At 35.6% G+C, this 18601-nt stretch carries 16 protein-coding genes; 2 read left to right on the forward strand and 14 right to left on the reverse strand.

Features of this window, described 5'->3' with window-relative positions; all coding sequences use genetic code 11:
- Positions 1 to 182: 182 nt before the first annotated feature.
- The 13 genes from MJY40_RS12110 to MJY40_RS12170 form a co-directional block, all read right to left on the reverse strand.
- Positions 183 to 791 (reverse strand): ImmA/IrrE family metallo-endopeptidase, encoded by a 609-nt coding sequence (locus MJY40_RS12110; protein ID WP_317854476.1) that lies wholly within the window; start codon positions 789 to 791, stop codon positions 183 to 185.
- Positions 778 to 1164, reverse strand: coding sequence for a helix-turn-helix domain-containing protein (locus MJY40_RS12115; protein ID WP_317854477.1), 387 nt, complete (start codon positions 1162 to 1164; stop codon positions 778 to 780). The genes MJY40_RS12110 and MJY40_RS12115 overlap by 14 nt, the downstream gene beginning before the upstream one ends.
- A gap of 129 nt (positions 1165 to 1293) precedes the next feature.
- On the reverse strand, positions 1294 to 2163 hold the full coding sequence (locus tag MJY40_RS12120; RefSeq protein ID WP_317854478.1) for a helix-turn-helix transcriptional regulator: 870 nt from the start codon (positions 2161 to 2163) through the stop codon (positions 1294 to 1296).
- A 131-nt stretch (positions 2164 to 2294) separates the two neighbouring features.
- Positions 2295 to 5453 (reverse strand): restriction endonuclease, encoded by a 3159-nt coding sequence (locus MJY40_RS12125; RefSeq protein WP_317854479.1) that lies wholly within the window; start codon positions 5451 to 5453, stop codon positions 2295 to 2297.
- Between the two features lie 123 nt (positions 5454 to 5576).
- The gene (locus MJY40_RS12130; protein WP_317854480.1) at positions 5577 to 6146 is read right to left on the reverse strand and encodes a hypothetical protein; all 570 of its coding nucleotides are present in this window, start codon (positions 6144 to 6146) and stop codon (positions 5577 to 5579) included.
- Between the two features lie 11 nt (positions 6147 to 6157).
- The gene (locus MJY40_RS12135) at positions 6158 to 8122 is read right to left on the reverse strand and encodes a site-specific DNA-methyltransferase (RefSeq protein WP_317854481.1); all 1965 of its coding nucleotides are present in this window, start codon (positions 8120 to 8122) and stop codon (positions 6158 to 6160) included.
- Positions 8119 to 8667: a hypothetical protein gene (locus tag MJY40_RS12140; protein WP_317854482.1), complete on the reverse strand. Its 549-nt coding sequence runs from the start codon at positions 8665 to 8667 to the stop codon at positions 8119 to 8121. The genes MJY40_RS12135 and MJY40_RS12140 overlap by 4 nt, the downstream gene beginning before the upstream one ends.
- Positions 8668 to 8708: 41 nt before the next feature.
- A complete protein-coding gene (locus tag MJY40_RS12145; protein WP_317854483.1) occupies positions 8709 to 9326 on the reverse strand; it encodes a hypothetical protein in 618 nt (205 codons plus the stop codon).
- Between the two features lie 21 nt (positions 9327 to 9347).
- On the reverse strand, positions 9348 to 11993 hold the full coding sequence (locus tag MJY40_RS12150; RefSeq protein ID WP_317854484.1) for a DEAD/DEAH box helicase: 2646 nt from the start codon (positions 11991 to 11993) through the stop codon (positions 9348 to 9350).
- A gap of 214 nt (positions 11994 to 12207) precedes the next feature.
- Positions 12208 to 12468: a helix-turn-helix domain-containing protein gene (locus MJY40_RS12155; RefSeq protein WP_317854485.1), complete on the reverse strand. Its 261-nt coding sequence runs from the start codon at positions 12466 to 12468 to the stop codon at positions 12208 to 12210.
- 4 nt (positions 12469 to 12472) lie between these two features.
- Positions 12473 to 14260 (reverse strand): VirD4-like conjugal transfer protein, CD1115 family, encoded by a 1788-nt coding sequence (locus tag MJY40_RS12160; RefSeq protein ID WP_331488178.1) that lies wholly within the window; start codon positions 14258 to 14260, stop codon positions 12473 to 12475.
- Positions 14261 to 14357: 97 nt separating this feature from the next.
- On the reverse strand, positions 14358 to 14609 hold the full coding sequence (locus MJY40_RS12165) for a CPCC family cysteine-rich protein (protein WP_317854486.1): 252 nt from the start codon (positions 14607 to 14609) through the stop codon (positions 14358 to 14360).
- 213 nt (positions 14610 to 14822) lie between these two features.
- Positions 14823 to 15182, reverse strand: a complete 360-nt coding sequence (locus MJY40_RS12170) for a hypothetical protein (protein WP_317854487.1) — start codon at positions 15180 to 15182, stop codon at positions 14823 to 14825.
- Positions 15183 to 15723: 541 nt separating this feature from the next.
- Between MJY40_RS12170 and MJY40_RS12175 the strand changes: the two genes are divergently transcribed.
- Positions 15724 to 16835, forward strand: a protein-coding gene (locus tag MJY40_RS12175; RefSeq protein ID WP_317853734.1) for an IS3 family transposase whose coding sequence is annotated in 2 segments (ribosomal slippage) — positions 15724 to 15976 and positions 15976 to 16835 — 1113 coding nt in all. Because the reading frame shifts where the segments join, the coding sequence is not laid out codon by codon here.
- A 15-nt stretch (positions 16836 to 16850) separates the two neighbouring features.
- The gene (locus MJY40_RS12180) at positions 16851 to 17537 is read left to right on the forward strand and encodes a group II intron maturase-specific domain-containing protein (protein ID WP_317856453.1); all 687 of its coding nucleotides are present in this window, start codon (positions 16851 to 16853) and stop codon (positions 17535 to 17537) included.
- 77 nt (positions 17538 to 17614) lie between these two features.
- Here MJY40_RS12180 and MJY40_RS12185 read toward each other — a convergent pair whose 3' ends face one another.
- Positions 17615 to 18601 (reverse strand): DUF3991 and toprim domain-containing protein, encoded by a 987-nt coding sequence (locus MJY40_RS12185; RefSeq protein ID WP_317854451.1) that lies wholly within the window; start codon positions 18599 to 18601, stop codon positions 17615 to 17617.

The following is an 18601-nucleotide window of genomic DNA, read 5'->3' on the forward strand; positions in this document are numbered from 1 at the left end:
TTTCCAATACAACGTGTATCAGTTCACCACATCGATTGCACTTTAGTTTTATTGCTACTTCTGTAGCACACGGTTTGAATGGCTTGCTACCCGACTCAATGTCCAACAATTTATGACTGCATTTTGGACAACGGACAACCTTCATATTCAGCTGCAATTCTAATGATTTTCCTTGCACAGCATCACCTTTCTTCCATATATAACCTCAACTTTTTGAGACGAATTTCCATCGCTTGTGTAGATACCTCAAAAATATGAGATAAATGATAAATCAATTCTTTTCGTTCCATTTGATGAACATTTCTCTTGATTGCAACTTTTAATCTGCCTTGTGGCATCAAAATGGCTGCGCCTAGTTCATCCGCTTCTTTCTCTGTTCTAAAATCACTTTCCGTTGATATTTTGCTCGCCAACTCCTGTACTTCTAAATAATATTCACTATGCAGAATATAGTGGGCAAGCTCATGGGCAAGTGTAAATCGAAGTCGATTGTTTTTATTACTTGCCAGCAATCTTTTGTCGATGAGTATGGTTCCAGCCTTTACAACAATCGGTTCATAACGCTTGTTTGCATCATCGTATATTGGAATGATACTATCTTCGAAAACAGTAATTCCATGTATATGACCTTTTTTCGATAGATTTCTATACTGAAGAATGATTCCGTAATGCAGTTCTATCATTTCTTCTATGGGAACAACTTTCGGTTCACCATTCACCAACTCAGAATCAAACTGCAATAACTCTCTTTGGGCAATACTTTCTATTGCTCGTGGTTTATACTCTCTCATAATTACAGCCCCCTGCATCCATTTTTTCTTGGAGCCTTCTCATAAAATCTTCCCATTCTTCATCTGTGGCATCCAGATTTTTTGCCACCCGAAGTGCAATTCTTACAGTGTTACTTTTATTGATTGTAATGTCTGCTGGGATTGTGTTGTTGGTCTTGGTTTCTAATGCTAAATCGTATAGCAGTTTTCCTTCTTCTGAATTAAGTTGCAGCACTGTACAAATAGATTTCAGCACCTCATCTGATGGTGCTGTTTTATCTCCATTTTCAATGCCAGAAATAGTTGAAGGTGTTTTATCAATGAGTGTGGCAAACTTTCTCAAAGTCAAATTTCTTTCAATTCGTTTTTCCCTTAGGTATACACCAAAGTTCACATAAATCCTCCTTTCTATGATAGTTTTCTCTTTGGAATACCTTGATTATAACAGAACATACGTTCTATTTTCAATGGGAAATTGGACAAAAAAAGAAGTTGTCAGTTTTAACCGACAACTCTTCGAGATTTATTCTGATAATACAACTTTTTTTGCTAGTTCTATAAATTCATTTTTGACATTGATAGGTGATAGAATGCTAATTTGTCCACTGAAACCAAACAACCAACCATAAAATCTCGGACTCAAATGTACATTTACCACAGCCTTAAAATGCTCGTCATCCAACACCTCTGTTTCCACATCTTCGCCAAATTTATCTACAATCACATTCATCAAATGATTGGCGCATTTCAATTCTACCGATGCAGCTACTCCGTCGAACATTTCAAAAACCTCATTGGCATAAATTGAAGAATCAAAACCATCTGGTGGAGCAATCCATAAATCTTCTGTAAGACTTGTATGACCCATTCTATCAATACGAAAGACGGTTATTTTCTCATGTTTTTTTGAATATCCCACTACATAGTAATGGTCATCCCTCCAGAAAGTTGTGTATGGACACAGGTGGTATACATACCCATCATGCTTGAAAATCCGTTTCTTTTCTGCTGTGTATTCCCAATATTGGAATGAAATGCATTTTTCATTTTGCATTGCTTCCACAATCACATCAACATTGTAATAAATTTTTTCATTGATTGGCTTTATCACCTTGTTTTCACCCAATGTTTTTTGCAATTCAAATGCAGTTGTTTTACTTGAAAGTCTGGTGATTTTTTCAATTAGGTTTGCTGTTTTCTTTTCTGTAATAAATTTTGATGATGTTACTGCATCAATCAGCATTTTCAATTCCATCATTTCAAAGGTTCTTGATGCAATAAAATATTTGTTTGGCGAAGAACGCATAGTGACCACATCAATTCCGCTTTCAATAATAAGAGTAATATCTGAATTGATTGTTGTCCTATGTACTGCAAAACCTTCTGTTGCCAAATACTCCTTGATTTGTTTTGTCGAAATAGGATGTTTCTCATCGGAATTTTCATATAGAAATTTTAGTAGACATAGTATTCTTGATTTTTGAGTCATACCAATTCTCCACCTCTTAACCATTCACACGTTGCTCAATGCTCAATTTTAAACTTATCCCATGTTTTTGCAACTTGCATTACCACTTCATTTTCAAGTGCCTTAAAGTGTTCTATTCCACAGTGAATTTTCAACTGTTCTGGTGTTCTTAAATTCCAAACATTTTCAGTACCCTTTGTTTCAATAATGAAATATAACTTTTCAGTACCTTCTCTATCCATGTAAACAGCCCAATCAGGATTATATGTTCCAATTGGTGTTTCAATTGCAAACTTAGATGGAATCTTAAAGAACAGCTTTACATCTGGATCATCGTTCAGAGCAACTGCAAATGGTTTTTCAATCGTAGCGCTATCATAAACCACATAGTTATACATACTATTTTCAACTTCAACTGCATTTCTATCAAGGTTCGCAGACAATTCCTCTGTATCAAAAATTTCCATTGCATAGTATTCTTGCCCCTGCAATTTTACATACTTAATTCCGTCTATTGCAAGTTCATGTCGATTATGTTTTATAATTTCAAGAGCTTTTTCCAAGAATGCTTGTGGATTGGCCAAGAAATCCACACTTCGACCGCTTTCCAAAAGGATTCTTCTAACTGTTGCACGCTTGATCAATGTTTCTTCGCTGATAATGCTAATGATATTAGGTAGTCTATCATAGCTTGTATCAAGGTCTGTCATTTTGAAACCTCGTTCCGTATGAGATACTCCAGCATTCTCAAGATTGATTTCTGCACTTTTTGTCAATAAACGTGCTTTTGGAATTGGCGCCATCAACTTAAAATCATCTACACTACGTTTTACAAGTTGTTCTGTATCTATTTGAACTCTATATGCAGTTTTTTGTTTGATTCTATCCCATATTTCTTTGAACTCAGGCGAAATCAAAACTTGCTTATTGAGTTTCACAGTCACTTCACGAGACGCATCTCGAATTGGTGGTTTATTGTCTGCTTTGGCAATTTGCATTTCCAATTTATTTCTTGCCGCTTCAAATTTTTGTGGCAAATCCAAAGTCCCACTGATTAAGGCATTTTTCATTGTATCTTTCATTTTTCCTGTTTTTGTGATATACCCCTTGCTTTCAAAATGCTCCAATAACTCTGCCGCTTCTTCATGGGTAACTTCTTTCTCCACTGTGACAATTTCTGTATACGTCTTGCCTATAATATCTTCTTTTTGAATTGCAGAATCTTCTTCAACTGCTTTTGTAATACTTTCCACAGCAACTTTCATTTGTGAAGGAATGTTTTGTATTTGGTTTGTCACAACATCTTTTGCTTTTTCTGTTGGCTTCAAGTCAGCAGATAAAAATCCATTGTTCACCATATATGTAACAACTGTTTCTGTGGTTTCTTTATCCATTTGCTTTTCAGATACCACTTTTTCTTCGTATTTCATTCCACTAAACACATTTAGTTGTAGCACTCCAAATTGAATTCCAGTTTCTGTTTCCATCTCTTTTTGCAATCTTTCTGCAAATTCTGCAAAACTTTCATTCGCCATAACATGAAGTACATTGATATTTTTATCCTCTATACGATTTCCATCTTGATCTACACATAATCTAAGCCCTCGACCTATTTTTTGTCTTTGTGTAAAAACAGACTTTTGCTCAATCAATGTACAAACTTGGAATACATTTGGATTATCCCAGCCTTCTTTTAATGCAGAATGAGAAAATATAAACCGCAAAGGGCAATCAAAGGATAGCAACCATTCCTTATCTTTCATAATGGTATTATAAGTATCATAATCTGCAATGGTGTCACCCTTAGTATCTTTGAATGTTCCCTTTTTATCTTGTGAGAAATACCCATTGTGGATTGTGGTTGTATCTGCAACAAATTTTTGTTTGAGTTCTGCATATTTAGGAAGTTGCAAAAGCTCGTTGTAGCAGCTCTCAAACATCTCTGCATAAACACCTTTTTCGCCTGCTGCTGTTCTGTATTTATCCACCTTATCAATGAAAAATAGAGATAGCACCTTGATTCCTTTATGGGTATACATCAATTCTTTATCCAAATGTGCCTCTATGGTTCGTCTGATTTGTGCCTTTTTTACGATATTTTCATCAATAGCACCAATGGCTTTTCCCAACCGAACAACTTCCGTATTGGAGAACTCAACACTCTCAAAATTCAGTGTACAATCAATGCCTGCGATAGTATATCCATCATAAATTTCTCTATCGCCAGATTTTTTAAACAAATCATCATTTGGTTTTACTGTAATCACTTTTCTTGAAACAATACTCTCTTTATTTTTGATGTCAATTTCCAATTTTGCTTTGAATCCACCATCTTGTGATACAGAAATCAATTTAATATATGGTTTATTGAAATCATTTTCGATTTGATTGGAAGATACTACAATCTGTTTTACCAATCCTTTTTGATACGCATCAACAGGTGTCAAGCGGTATAGCAAATTGATTTCTTCCTTGTGTGTTGCCGAATAACGCAGTACACACAAAGGGTTCAAGCTAGAAATTGCTTCTTTTGCTTTTTCTGTATTATCCACACTTTGTGGCTCATCAATAATGACAACTGGGTTGGTATCTTGGATATAGCGAATAGCCTTTTCTCCATTGAGCTTGTCCTGTGCTTGATTGATTATATTTTCCGACTTCTTGAATGCATCAATATTGATAATCATAATTTCAATATTGCCACTGGTTGCAAACTGTCTTACATCTGATAATTTTGCAGAATTATAAATAAAATAACGATTTGGAACATTGTCATATTGGTTGGCAAAATGCTCTGCTGTAATCTCAAAAGATTTATATACCCCTTCACGGATGGCAATCGATGGTACTACAATAATAAACTTTGTAAATCCATATTTTTTGTGCATCTCAAAAATGGTCTTGGTATACACATATGTTTTTCCAGTACCAGTTTCCATACCCACACAAAAAGAACGAGGAACGCCATCCCCTTGATTTCCAATCTTTGTCAGTGGCAATAGATTTCTTTTTTGAATGCGATTCATATTTTCAGTTATGGTTTCATCGTCCAAAAACAAGGCATTTCCTATACCAAATTCATTTTGCAAAAAATTCATCTGTAAATCTGGAGTCACAGAAAATGTTGCTTGTTTCTTCTCTGCACCTAAGAACAAATCACAAACGGAATTGACTGCATCTGTTTGGAAGTCCTGGATTTTAAATTGTAGTTTCATTTGTCAATTCTCCTTATCGGATATTCTTGTTGCCATACTATTTGACCATGTCAATTACGCAGACACTATTGCACAATTTGCAAGTATTCATTATTGTTGATACGCATTCTCTAACACCTTTTCTTATGTTGTTATAGATGTAATAATTCCTCTATCAGCTTTTGCTTTTCTATAATCATTGAGAATACCTTTCCGTAAAGATGTACCGAAATGAATATTATTCATCACCAAAAAGGTATCATAAATAATCTTATCCCCAAAGGGAATTAATACAGTAGATACAAAAAGTGGTGCTTCTCCTCGGCATATAGTATGGAAGGAATCGCTAATGCCCATTGCCCCATACAATATCACCTGATTTTCTGATGCCCTCATAAATACAGAATAATTCTTTAAGTGTTTTACAATAATAAATCTATCCTTTATAAAATGTTCTCGCCACGATTGAATGATTTCACGTTCTTTTTCTGTAAATTCTCCATTATTATATTCAGCCAAAAATTCGTCAATCCATTGTGGATTTTCCCACATTTTATCACGAACTTCCATAAATTTTTCTTGAGAAACCATAAGTCCGTTTTCATAAATAGGCTTTGGAAAAAACGGAATTACTTTATGTTTTTTATTGATTCTCCAGACCAGTGTATACCATAATTTATAAAATTGTTCAATCTCTTTTTGTGATAAATTCATTTTCTGCCTCCTTACACCAACTTCATTTCAATACCCTTATCTTTCAAGATATAATGTGCATTGCTCAGTGCGGAATCATCGGCAAAACTTTGTTCTGCACAAATGATTTTCGCTGGTGCATATTCTGCCATTGCTTCCACATCTTCCGCTGTGATATTTTCAGCAAAGCAAATCAACAAAAGCAAATCTCCAACCACATATACAATCTTTTTGTTCACTTCTATATAGGAAACAGGCACATCCAAAGGCACACCCATTTTCAACATAATTTCATATACAACATCCATTGCCAAACGATCTGGTTTGATGCTATCCACCATATCATTGAGCCTTTGGTTGAATAACGTAATATCATTATTTTCGATCGGGGTGCTATCCCATTCACGAAGGTTGGAAGTATCCAATTTGAATACCTTGAATCCAACATCCAGTTTTAAATTCGGAATTCTGAGTTCGGAATTCGGAATTATTTCCGCATTTCCTTCCAATTCCGCATTCCTAATTCCCCATTCCGCATTTAGTTCCGCATTTCCTTCCGCATTCCTAATTCCTAATTCCGCATTTGTTTCCCATTCTGCATTTATCTTCTTCCCAGCACGTCGAATACGCTCTTTTCCAATCTCACAGATATTATGGTATCCTTCGTTAGAGGCTTCTGATTTTTCATCTGTCTTTTCTGGAAGTTGTACCATGATGAACTTACGATTGCCACCATCTTCTGCATTCAACCGCATAACTGCATGGGCAGTGGTTGCTGAACCAGAGAAGAAGTCGAGGATAATGTCATTATTAATATTATCCGTTGCCTGATTAATAAAAAATTTCATTAAACTTACTGGTTTTGGAAAATCAAAAAATTTATCATTAAAAATCAAACTCACTTCTTTTGTTCCATTTAAAGTATATCCCACTGTTTCTGGCAATACAGAGGTGACTCCTGTAGTTGATTTTTCAAGTTCATATAAATATTTCTTTTCTCTTGGTCTACCATCCAATTTTTTGGGGAATATAATTCTTCCCTGCTTAATTTTTTCTGCCATAGTATCCCTTGAAAATCTCCAACCTGTGTCAGGATTACATGGATATTCCAAACCTGTTTCTGGATCAACAATCGAATAATGTAAATTAGGACGCTGTGCCGCATTAGCCAATCCAAGCATTGTATTACTCATCCAAGGTCCCTTCACATCATTATCAGGATTGGAATATTTTGTAATATCTATTTCTTTCCCATGCAATTTAAAGTTTGTAATCACCTTGCTATAAACCAAAATATATTCATGGTCACTTGAAAAAGCTGTTTTATTTCTACTATCAACAATTTGTCTGCTTTTCCAAACAAATTGCCCCACAAAATTTTCTTCACCAAACACTTCATCACATACTCTACGCATATTCACTATTTCGTTATCATCAATGCTAATAAAAATAACCCCATCATCACGAAGCAAATTACTTGCCAATCGTAATCGTGGGTACATCATATTCAGCCAATTTGTATGGTATCTTCCCATTGTTTCTGGGTTGGATTTTGTGGTTTGGCTTGTCACCTCTTTATATTTTGCCATTGGATCTTTGAAATCATCTTCATAAACAAAATCATTCCCTGTGTTATATGGCGGATCAATATAAATCATTTTCACCTTGCGATAATAAGCTGTTTGCAACAACTTCAAAACCTCAAGGTTATCTCCTTCAATGTATAGATTTTCTGTTTCATCGAAATTCACACTTTCTTCTTTGCATGGACGAAGTGTGCCTGATGAACGCTTTTGTGCCAATCGCAAACAATCGGCTTTGCCCTTCCATTCAAATTTATATTTCTCAAAATCATTGTCTATGTACGCACCACAAAGAGAAAGTAGTTTGTCTATATCAAGTGTTCCCTCCACAAAACATTCTGGAAATACAGATTTTAGCTTGTCTTTGTTGGTTTGTTCAAGGTCTAGAGTAAGACCATTTAGTTTGTTAGTCATTGATATTGTCCTCCGATTATTTCCAACACTCTGTTGTGGTAGGCTAAATCTTCATCAGCAGCATCATAAATAATATGCCTATTGTAGTATTCAGAAATTATAGTATAGTCATTATCTTTAACATCTGTCCAAGAACAGAAAAAAGTTTTTCCTATTGCTCTAAAATTAAATAATTCCTCAATAGCTTTCATCTTATTTTCTCTGCACATAGAGTCGATAGGATAAACTATTGCAAAATCATAATTTCCAACTGTCTTACTCCACGTAGCAGATGAGGTAAAGGCATCAAAGTAATAATAATTATTTCCAAGCTTTACTCTCTCACCAGCTTTAGGTTGCTTTTTAAGCGGTGTGAAATTTTGGTCTGAGATGTTCATCATTGCATTAATTCTAAACAAAATATGTTTATTTTTATAGTACTTATTCAGCATAGCCATAATAAGTATGTGTTTTTTATACTGATTTGTCCCAGTAATCAAAAGCCCAGCATCATTAGATTGTAAGAAATCCTCAATCTCTGCAATAGCTTGTTGTTTATTATTCATCCTAATTCCCCTCCTTCAATATAAGCTCTATTTATTTTCTATTAAAAATTTTGCATCATTTTTTCTATCTCTATAATTTTTTGCGCTACCACTTCATAAGCCTGCTTGATATCACCTTTATTAGCAGTCATCACCAAGCTCCCCAACATATCATCTACTTCAACATCAATTTTCCCTTTGCAGTAGTTTTGCACTTCATGAATTTTATCATTTATATTGTCAATATTTTTTCTCTTTTTCGTTTTCAAATTCATAAATTGACAAAAGAAATTAATTTCACCATATATTTTATCTAGTTCGTCTATCTCATATCCACCAGCTGTTGCAAAATCCCCCATAAATTGAAGATTTTCAATCCTTTTCTGTATATTTTCTTTTTTGAAATTAGAACACTTAGATAGCATTTTTTTAACTTCTAATTTGTAAAGTGATAAGTTTTTCTTTTTTTCAATAACATATCCAACTATCGATGTTATCCACAGCAACACACTACTCGAAAATATTCCCAACAACACATTACTATAAAAATCATTTGTTCCCACGCTCAAACCACGCAAATAAAAATTCTGGTCACACATTGTATGTAGCCATATAGCTCCAACCAGACTCACTACTAGTATCAAAAAACTCACTATTATTGTACACTTATATATTTTCATATTCACCCCATACTAGAAATTTTATTCTGTATTTACCTCCACAACAAACTGTCGCACCACATCAACGCCCAATTCCTCATTTTGCAAAAATTCTTTGATTTGCTCCTCCAATGCAACATCCATTTGCATTTCTTCAAAAAACTGCACTTCTTGTTTCTTTTTCAATTCCAATATCTTACCATTCTTTTCTTTGGTTACTTGCAAAACTTCCATACGATTTAGGCTATCTTCTTGCAAGGCTTTCTCCAAGCGCTCAACTTCTTTTTTCAAATCACCAAGCATATGTGTGAGCTCCACCTTATCTTCTGAAACTTTCATTTCCATCCTTGCAATTTCTTCTTTTTGTGCTTCGCTCAAATTTGCCTTTTCCATCTGTAATAGGCTTTCTGTTTCTACGCAAATATCCAAATCGTGTTTTTGTGCAGCCGCTTTCAACCATGCTGGACTTCGCTTACCATTTTCCACATATCGCAACACTTCTAAATGCAAAATTTCCTCGCATTGTTTATTGGACAATATTTTCCCCAATTTGTTTCGCCCTACCAAAACAGGTATTGATTTGATGACGGAATGTTTATTTTTCACCCTCACATCATATAGCCCAATGGTACAAGGAATCACATCTTGTTTCACTATTATTTCACCCTCATTTGCACAAGAAATTTCATTTAAAATACCTTGTCCAATTATACTTGTAAGAGAAATTCTATTCTGTGTAGGCTTAAAATCCTTCGCCATTCCATATTGTTTTTTACTGATATACTTTCTATTTTGTGTTCCATTCCAATAGTAGAATAATACAGGTAGTTCCTTATATTCTGTAGCTGTAATGGTTCTATCTTGTTCATCCATTACAAATACACAATCCTCATTGTTTTCATTGTAATTCTTAAAGTAATATTTTGCAAGCTCCCATAAATCATCTTGAATATATCCACTCTGCTCCACAATATAATTTGGTGTGATATGAACCTTATTGGCAAGCTCTCTAGTAAAGGTTGTGAACAGTTTTTCTTCTGCCAATAAAACAGTTTCTTTATTTTCTTTCTCGTGTGTCAGCAATATCTTTTGATATTCAGATTCTATTTCTTTCTTTGTTCGACTACACTTTGCTGTTTCATCAATCTTCACCGATAAATCTTTCGTAAATCCACCAATAACCATATCGCTAAGTCCAAGCACTCCATCAGCCACAAGTGTTCGTTTGTTAATCAATTCCAATTTTCGTACATCAGCAAAGTTTTGCGAATTGATAAAAGATACAACAACAACATCGTTTTGCTGTCCCAAACGATGTAATCTATCAATGCGTTGTTCCATTTTCAAAGTGTTATACAAAAGGTCATACTGTATCACCACAGAACATTCTTCCAAGTTGAATCCTCTTGCACCACGATCCGTTGCAATTAAAATCTCTGCTGTATTTTTGAATTTTGTTATAGCTGAATAATCACTATTCCCATTGTACATCTCTGTTTTGTACTGTTTTTCAAGTAATGAATATAGATATTTTTGCGTTTCCACGCTTTCTGTAAATATCAATACTTTTTGTTCTCCCTTTGTTTTTTTCGCCAGTGCAAACAATCTATCCAATGCACCCAAAAGTGCAGTTGCTTTTGCATCCACCTGTATTTTTGAAGCCATATCAATAATGGTATCTATCTCTGTATCATAAGGCGCATTGCCCATTCGTTCTCTTATATTTTCAAAGGATTTTTTCAGTGCCGCTGTTGATGAACCCAATATCCCTAATAATCGTAAGGTCAAATCATATGCCTTCATTTGTGGAAATGCCAATTTACTTTCTTTCTGACAATAAGAAAACACCACGTTATACAGCTGTTTTTCTTGTTCTGTCAAAGTATATTCCAAGGTGATTGGTACTCGTTTTGTTATTTTGGCATATGATTTCGCCTGTGAACGCAATGTTCTAAAACAATACTTACTCACTCTATTTGCTAATTCTGGGTAATTTTCAGGTTTTCGTAAATAACGATTCAAAAATGATTGTTCATCTTCCAAAATGGTTTCATCTATAAAATATAGCAATCCATATAAATCCATGATGTTTTTTTCGATTGGTGTTCCTGTGAGCAATAATCGAAACGCATCATTAGAAACTTGTTTTAATATTTTTGCTATTTTATTTTCTGGTTTGTATACACCAACAAGCGCTGTTGCTTCTTCAAACACCATCATATCCCAAGCAACTTCATTTGCAAATTCATGCATCTCCGCAACAAAATCATATGTTGAAATAATCAATCCTTGCTGAACAAATCCATTCGCCCCAACTTCATCACAAGCAGTATCCCATTGTGCTTGATTACACACAACAACAAAAGGAATCGAGTAATGCTTTTCAATCACATCTATCCACTGAGTCAATAAGTCAATATTGGGTATACATAATAAAATACGTTTTTTCCCTTCATACCATTTTTGACAAATCACCAACATAGCTTCGTGGCTTTTTCCCATTCCACTTTCATCACAAAGAACAACTCCTTTTTGATATGGGGAACGTAAAGCAAAGTGAGCTGCCGCAATTTGAAATGGATATACTTTTATATCAGAAGAAGAAAATACAGGCAAAAATGGAATATCTCTTGATATATTTTCTAATTTTCTTGCCATGTAATATGCTTCAAACGTCGATTGTAACATGAGCTTTCCTCCTGATTTTCTTTTGATTTTCTAATATACATTTTAACATGAATACTTTTTTGTTACAATGAAAACCGTCTATTGTATATTTCACTATAATATATTCCCTTTTCTGTAACAAAGTTACAGTGATAACTTCTTGATGCGACTTAATGACGCCACCCATATGCCACCGAATGGGCAGACTTCACCAATTTTATCCCTCATCATTTTTTCACCGCACAATCCAATACAAGCAACTACTTCTTCCACCATTCTCACGAAATCTATCCTCTTTTTGGAGATGTCCAGACTTCTCCAAATCCTTGATGGCTCGTTGCACGGTTCTAACGGAAATGCTCAAATCTTTTGCAATTCGCTTTTGTGATGGGAAACTATACCCCTCTGCATCGGCTCGGTCACGCAGATATAAATATACTTGCTTGGCTCGATTGCTCAACTCCGCTTCCTCATAAATTTTTCTATCATTTTTCAATGCATCACCGCCTAACTTTCACTGCTTTATCTATTGTAATCTCACTATCTACTTTTGGATTTTCGGTTTTCATAACACCATGCCCTTTACACATTTCCGCAATTCCACCAAATATAATGCGTTGACGAATTTCTTCTTCATTGGCATACACAACTTTTCGTACCACAGGCTTTGGCGGTACATATACTTGATCCAACACAATTCCCCACTCAAAAAACAGTTTCAATGTCAACTTCATAGGATTGATTCCTGTGCGTGTTACGATGAATGTATCCTTTGGCATGGCTTTGATTTCATCAGGTGACATAAGTGGTCTACCAACCATCTGATAAGACTTGGAATGTTCCTTTCCCTTCGAGGTGCTACCTGACAAAACAGTTCGTTCTCCCAGATTTTTGGACAACACATTTGCTGTTTCAGAGTTGGGAGCAAACCCACCATACAAACCAATCTGACAGTTATCCATAATGATTTCGCCACCCTCTTTGCCATAGTTTTTCGTCAGCTGTGCAAGGGATTGAATGATGGGAACAAAGGAAATTCGTCTTGACCTAGAAGCCGAAAACATCATTTCCGCAGATTCAATTTTTGGCAAAGTGCCAAACTCATCCAAAAAGAAAATGGTGCGATTGGGTAGCTTTCCACCCATCTCGTCAGCTATGGTCAACATCTCTCGATAGAGCTGTTGCACAATCAAAGAAACGAGGAAAAACTTCGTTTGATCTTCCTCTGGGAGTATCAAAAACAATGCCGATTTTTCTTTTACAAATTTTTCTGTATCCACTTTTGACTCAAAACAAAGCAATTGTTCCACCTCAGAATCTAAAAAAGCATTCAGCTTTGACAAGGCTGTGGACATAACAGATGCCATCCCTTGATCCGATGTGTTCAGTGCTGCACCACTCAGCCATCTTGCTTTATGGTCATCTGGTAATTTATCCATCAATGTTTTGAATTTCGATTGTTCATTTTTTTCAACTGCAAGCAAATCTTGAATCATTTTGAACACAGAAACGATATGCCTTTGTTCCCCCTCAATTTCGAATTTCACTGGCGAGCAAAATTCTGCTATCACTAAAATCACTGCTGTCACAAGACCTTCTGCAGAATCATAGAAATACGAGTTTTGCCCTGCTCCACCTTCCAACCCATTTTGCACAATGGTTTTTGCAATAATCTTTGCATACTTTTCAGCTTTTGCCTTTGCCACAAGGGAGCCTGTCTGCAAGAAATTATCCATATATTGATTGACTAGATTGAGCATATTGAAGCCATCTGATTGTGTTGGATTTCGTAAGTCCAATACCGAAATGTCATAACCATATGCTTTTGCCACTGGACCATAAGAACGCAGCACATCACCCTTAGTATCTGTCACAAGGAAGCTCATTCCCGCTGCACAACAGTATTCTAAATTTGGATATAGGAACTTAGCTGTTTTCCCAACGCCAGCTGCACCAATCATAAGTGCATGAACATCGCCATCGTCTACAATGGCTATCATCTTATGCTTTGACTTCCTGCAACCAATAATCAAGCCTTGTGGTAAATCTTTCGGTGGTTGCTTTCTCCATTTTTCAGGTGTAAAGTCCACATACTGAAACTGTTTTTGCTTTTCTTTTTCCGTTGCAAAACGAGCTGTGCCATACTGTCCATCTCCCACTGTTTTGCTTTTGATGTTGAGTGAATTTTTCTGTTCCAATAAAAAAACCACTATCATAAATAGGGTAAATACAACTCCTAGAATGATAAGTGGTAAAAGATTTGATGTTTTGATTTGGCTCACCTCCATAAAAAAACCTCCCAAAAAGGGAGGCTGTGATTGATTGATTATTTTTTGTTTGCTTATGTTAATATTAAAACAGCATCTGCTATGCTCATTTTATAATTTAATCAATTCCAGTAAACTCATCTAAATTAGGTTTTCGTGTATAAGGTATCATTTCTTTTTCACACGCTCCAAAACTTAAGAAATTCTGTTGTGCTTGCAATAAACTGACACGATTAGCACCGCCTTCATAAGTTGGTTCATCTAATTGAATTGGATCATCTTCCCAAAAGCAAACCTCACATATATCATAAGTTCCATTAGGCTTTTCAGCAAACGTATAATAGCCACAACAAGGACACTTATATTTCATTTCCACATCTCCTTATATAAGTTTATAACTAATATCATTTATAAACTCTACTAGACCTGCTACCATTCCAATTCTTACATACCCTTCTCACCTTTTTCAATCTTTATAATCCCACCATTTATATGATACCAGACACAACTCAATTCGCCACGCAGTGCGTAGCTTTTTTGAAATTTGGTTCTACAACAATCTTACCATCTTAAAAACTTATTTTCAACTCAAATCACAATCCCCCTCTTTCATTCTTTTCAGCTTTTCCAATCGTTCCATCTCTTTGGGATATTCCAAAGCAAAATAAATCTTCAACCGAATTTCCAAGTCCACCATCTCCATCCACTTCTCCACATTACACACACCTGTTGTTTGAAACTCATGCCACAACTCTTCTCCCAAAGTACCAATAGCTGTTAGTCTTTTTCTTAGCTTATTTTTATCCGTATAAGGTTTATATTTTGCTCTCGATTCTTGCAACACCATTTCGTATGTTTTTTCTGCATCGCATAAGCAAATAGTAGTGATGCTCAAATCTATCAACCGCACAATGGATTGATTTCTTTTTTTATCATCATCCATATTCCCCTCTAGCTTTTTCACCTCACCACATACACCTCGAACCAAAAACCGCAAACCATGTTTCTTGACATACTCATCTCGAAAGGTATTGTATTCTGATTCTCGATGACGCATGGGTGTGACTTGAAAGTCACATAGATAATTGTTTAACTAAATACAGATTAAACCCTCTATTCCGTTAGAGGTAGCCTAATGCCACCTGCTTTATCAGCAATGATAATGTTAGGAAGCTGGCATGACAATGCAGCCCTCCACGAAAGTGGTTAAGTCGAAGCCGTGAGGCAAAGACGAATCTGCTAGCAACAATGCGGTTAGGGAGCTAGGCTGAGTAGTATGGCTAACATATGTGAACTGTCATTAAACGTCGTAACGTCGAATGAGCCAAAGTTGCTGATAGGCTCTTACCCAAAATGGGAAGCGGTCAGATAATCCTCTCCATGGTAGGATTACACGGATATAAGCATGGAATGGCTATACTTAACTAGACAGAAAAGATAAGGTCATGTAAAATAAAACTAATATAAAATAAGGAGATGATTACATGACTAAAAAACGACAACGAAGAGAATTTACAGAAGAATTTAAACAGCAGATGGTTCAATTATATAACAACGGAAAATCGAAAGCAGATATCAATCGTGAATACGATTTAACACCATCGGCACTGAATCGCTGGATACAGCGTTACAATGCTACTGGTTCTACAAAAGAAGCTGATAATCGCACACCAGAAGAAGCTGAACTCATCAAACTTCGTAAAGAGCTACAACAGCTACGAATGGAAAATGACATACTAAAGCAAGCGGCGCTGATATTCGGACGAAAGTAATTGTAATTCGAGCAAATCGACACAAATACTCTATATCAGCCATGTGTAAATGCCTTGAAATCAGCAGGAGTACCTACTATTACGAGGCTTCGTCCAAGAAAGATGATACGGAATTAGAACAAGAAATTGAACGGATTTTTTATGAAAATAAAGAAGTCTACGGAAGTCGTAAAATGAAAAAAGAGCTGAAGAAGTTGGGCAAACAGGTTTCTAGACGCAGAATTTGCCGCATTATGAAACGTTTAGGGCTAATTTCGGTCTATACCGTTGCCAAGTTCAAACCACAAAAGCAACAATGCAATGAGTCGCCAGTAAAAAACGAACTAGCTCGTCAATTTGATAACCAGCCTCCCAATGCAGTAATTGTTGGGGATTTGACGTATGTTCGAGTGAACTATAAATGGAACTATGTTTGTATCTTAATTGATTTATTCAACCGAGAAATCGTTGGATTTAGTGCAGGACTTCACAAAAATGCTCAGTTGGTATATGATGCTTTTGCAACAATCAAAGGGAATTTATCTGAAATCGAGTTGTTCCATACGGATCGAGGCAGCGAGTTTAAAAACTATCTCATTGATGAAATGTTAGATGTGTTTCAGATCAAACGATCCCTCAGCATGAAGGGCTGCCCCTATGATAATGCAGTTGCAGAAGCCAATTTCAAGGTATTCAAAACAGAATTTGTTCGAGGACGAAATTTCGTCAGTTTGGAGCAATTGAAGTTAGAACTTGCAGACTATGTGCATTGGTTCAATAACATACGTTTGCATGGCTCTTTGGATTATAGAACACCAGCCGAATATCGGGTACTGACCTTATAAAAATTGTCCAAAAAAGTGTTGACATTCCAGTTTGATTTTCTAGGATTTAATGTTAGGAAATTCAAAGGTGTACTACTTACACAACCATCTAAAAAAAGTGTAAAGAAGTTCCTAGATAATATTAGGTATGTAATTGATAGCAATAAATCTTGTACGCAAGAGACATTAATCAGGTTATTAAACCCTAAACTAACAGGTTGGGCAAACTACTATAGGTGTGGGGCTTCTTCAAGAACATTCCAAAGAGTGGATAACCAAATCTTCCAAAAGCTGTGGCAATGGGCAAAAAGACGACACCCTAAAAAAGGGAAACGTTGGATTGCGAATAAGTATTTTCATTTCTATAAAACAAGACGTTGGACTTTCTTAGTCAAGTCTATAAAGAATGGAAAGGTAGATATATTCCCACTGAAATTTGTGTTTGATACTAAAATTATTAGACATAAGAAAATAAAAGGGGAAGCCAATCCATTTGATGTAGAATGGAAATCATACTTTGAAGAACGAATGACCTATAAAATGCTTTTATCTCTAAAAGGTAGAAATTCATTGCTTTATATGTGGAATAAGCAGGAACGCAAATGTCCTCTTTGTGGGGAAGCAATTACTGCTGATATTCAATGGAATGTGCGAGAACAAAAAAAAAACGGACAAATAGTTCGTTACCTTGTGCATGACAAATGTTATAAACAACATCGTTAGTTGACTAGCCGACATCTGTATTGGCAGATGTTTAGAATTGCTTGAGCCGTGTGAGGGGAAACTCTCATGCACGGTTCTTAGAGGGGAAAGGGATAGTAATATCCCTGACCTACTCGACCTATCATTTTTTCAGCAACTATTTTGTACTGTTCTATCTTTGTATGTGGAACTGCTGATTTTGGTATTTCTCCATGTAGTTCTTTTAAATCCTCATTCCAATCTTTATTTTTAGACAACAAACGATTGATCGTATAGCCTTTTTCAGATAACATATCATAAAATTTATCATAGGTTTCAATGCCAGCCACATCATGGTCAATACAAATATGGATGTGCTTGATATTGTTCTGTTCTTCCAAAAATCTAAGCATTGCCTTGGGCGACAAGCCATCCAGCGACAAGTAGCTATTCCCTTTTTCTAAATCCTTTTGCAATGTCATAAAAGATAACATATCCACCGCACTTTCAAACACATACAGATGTTCATTGGTTCCACGATGACAAAATCCATAATTCATATCAGAACCTTTCACCGTTGAACGAAAGGAATTGTACGGACTTTTCGCACTTGCCGATTGGGGTATTCCATTTGGTTTCGTACCAACAAAAACGATGTTGTTAAATTGAAATCCTTGATAAATCTTTCCTTTGGAAACAAAAAAGTCTACAAATTCTTGGCGGATATATCGTTTACCCACCAAGTATTCATAGACTTTTTGATTGTATTTTGATTTTTCTGGAAGGATAAATTCTGGCTTTGGTTTTGTGTGATAGGACACTTCCATTTGCAAAGCGGTATTGTCCAACAACTCTGCCATTGCCCCTTTGAAATCCAAACCATAAAATTCTTCCAAGAACGAAATGGTATAGCCACCCTTTTGATTTTTGTGATCATACCAACGATTATTTTTGATGCAAACGCTATCGTGTTTCCCTTGGGAGTCATGGTAAATCCAACGAAACTCATTGCCAGATTGTTTCAATTCTTCGCCATGACACATAAGGTATTCTTCCAGAGAAATATTGTTCGCTTGTTCGATTTGCTCCTTTGTAAATTTTGACAT

The organism is Chakrabartyella piscis (assembly GCA_030067835.1).
Taxonomy (GTDB): domain Bacteria; phylum Bacillota; class Clostridia; order Lachnospirales; family Anaerotignaceae; genus Chakrabartyella; species Chakrabartyella piscis.

Coding starts and splice junctions, on each gene's coding strand:
- MJY40_RS12150 (WP_317854484.1), bottom strand. CDS start 11,993: ATGTTACAATCGACGTTTGAAGCATATTACATGGCAAGAAAATTAGAA.
- MJY40_RS12130 (WP_317854480.1), bottom strand. CDS start 6,146: ATGAATTTATCACAAAAAGAGATTGAACAATTTTATAAATTATGGTAT.
- MJY40_RS12165 (WP_317854486.1), bottom strand. CDS start 14,609: ATGAAATATAAGTGTCCTTGTTGTGGCTATTATACGTTTGCTGAAAAG.
- MJY40_RS12160 (WP_331488178.1), bottom strand. CDS start 14,260: ATGGAGGTGAGCCAAATCAAAACATCAAATCTTTTACCACTTATCATT.
- MJY40_RS12145 (WP_317854483.1), bottom strand. CDS start 9,326: ATGAAAATATATAAGTGTACAATAATAGTGAGTTTTTTGATACTAGTA.
- MJY40_RS12135 (WP_317854481.1), bottom strand. CDS start 8,122: ATGACTAACAAACTAAATGGTCTTACTCTAGACCTTGAACAAACCAAC.
- MJY40_RS12110 (WP_317854476.1), bottom strand. CDS start 791: ATGAGAGAGTATAAACCACGAGCAATAGAAAGTATTGCCCAAAGAGAG.
- MJY40_RS12140 (WP_317854482.1), bottom strand. CDS start 8,667: ATGAATAATAAACAACAAGCTATTGCAGAGATTGAGGATTTCTTACAA.
- MJY40_RS12185 (WP_317854451.1), bottom strand. CDS start 18,601: ATGTCAAAATTTACAAAGGAGCAAATCGAACAAGCGAACAATATTTCT.
- MJY40_RS12170 (WP_317854487.1), bottom strand. CDS start 15,182: ATGGATGATGATAAAAAAAGAAATCAATCCATTGTGCGGTTGATAGAT.
- MJY40_RS12125 (WP_317854479.1), bottom strand. CDS start 5,453: ATGAAACTACAATTTAAAATCCAGGACTTCCAAACAGATGCAGTCAAT.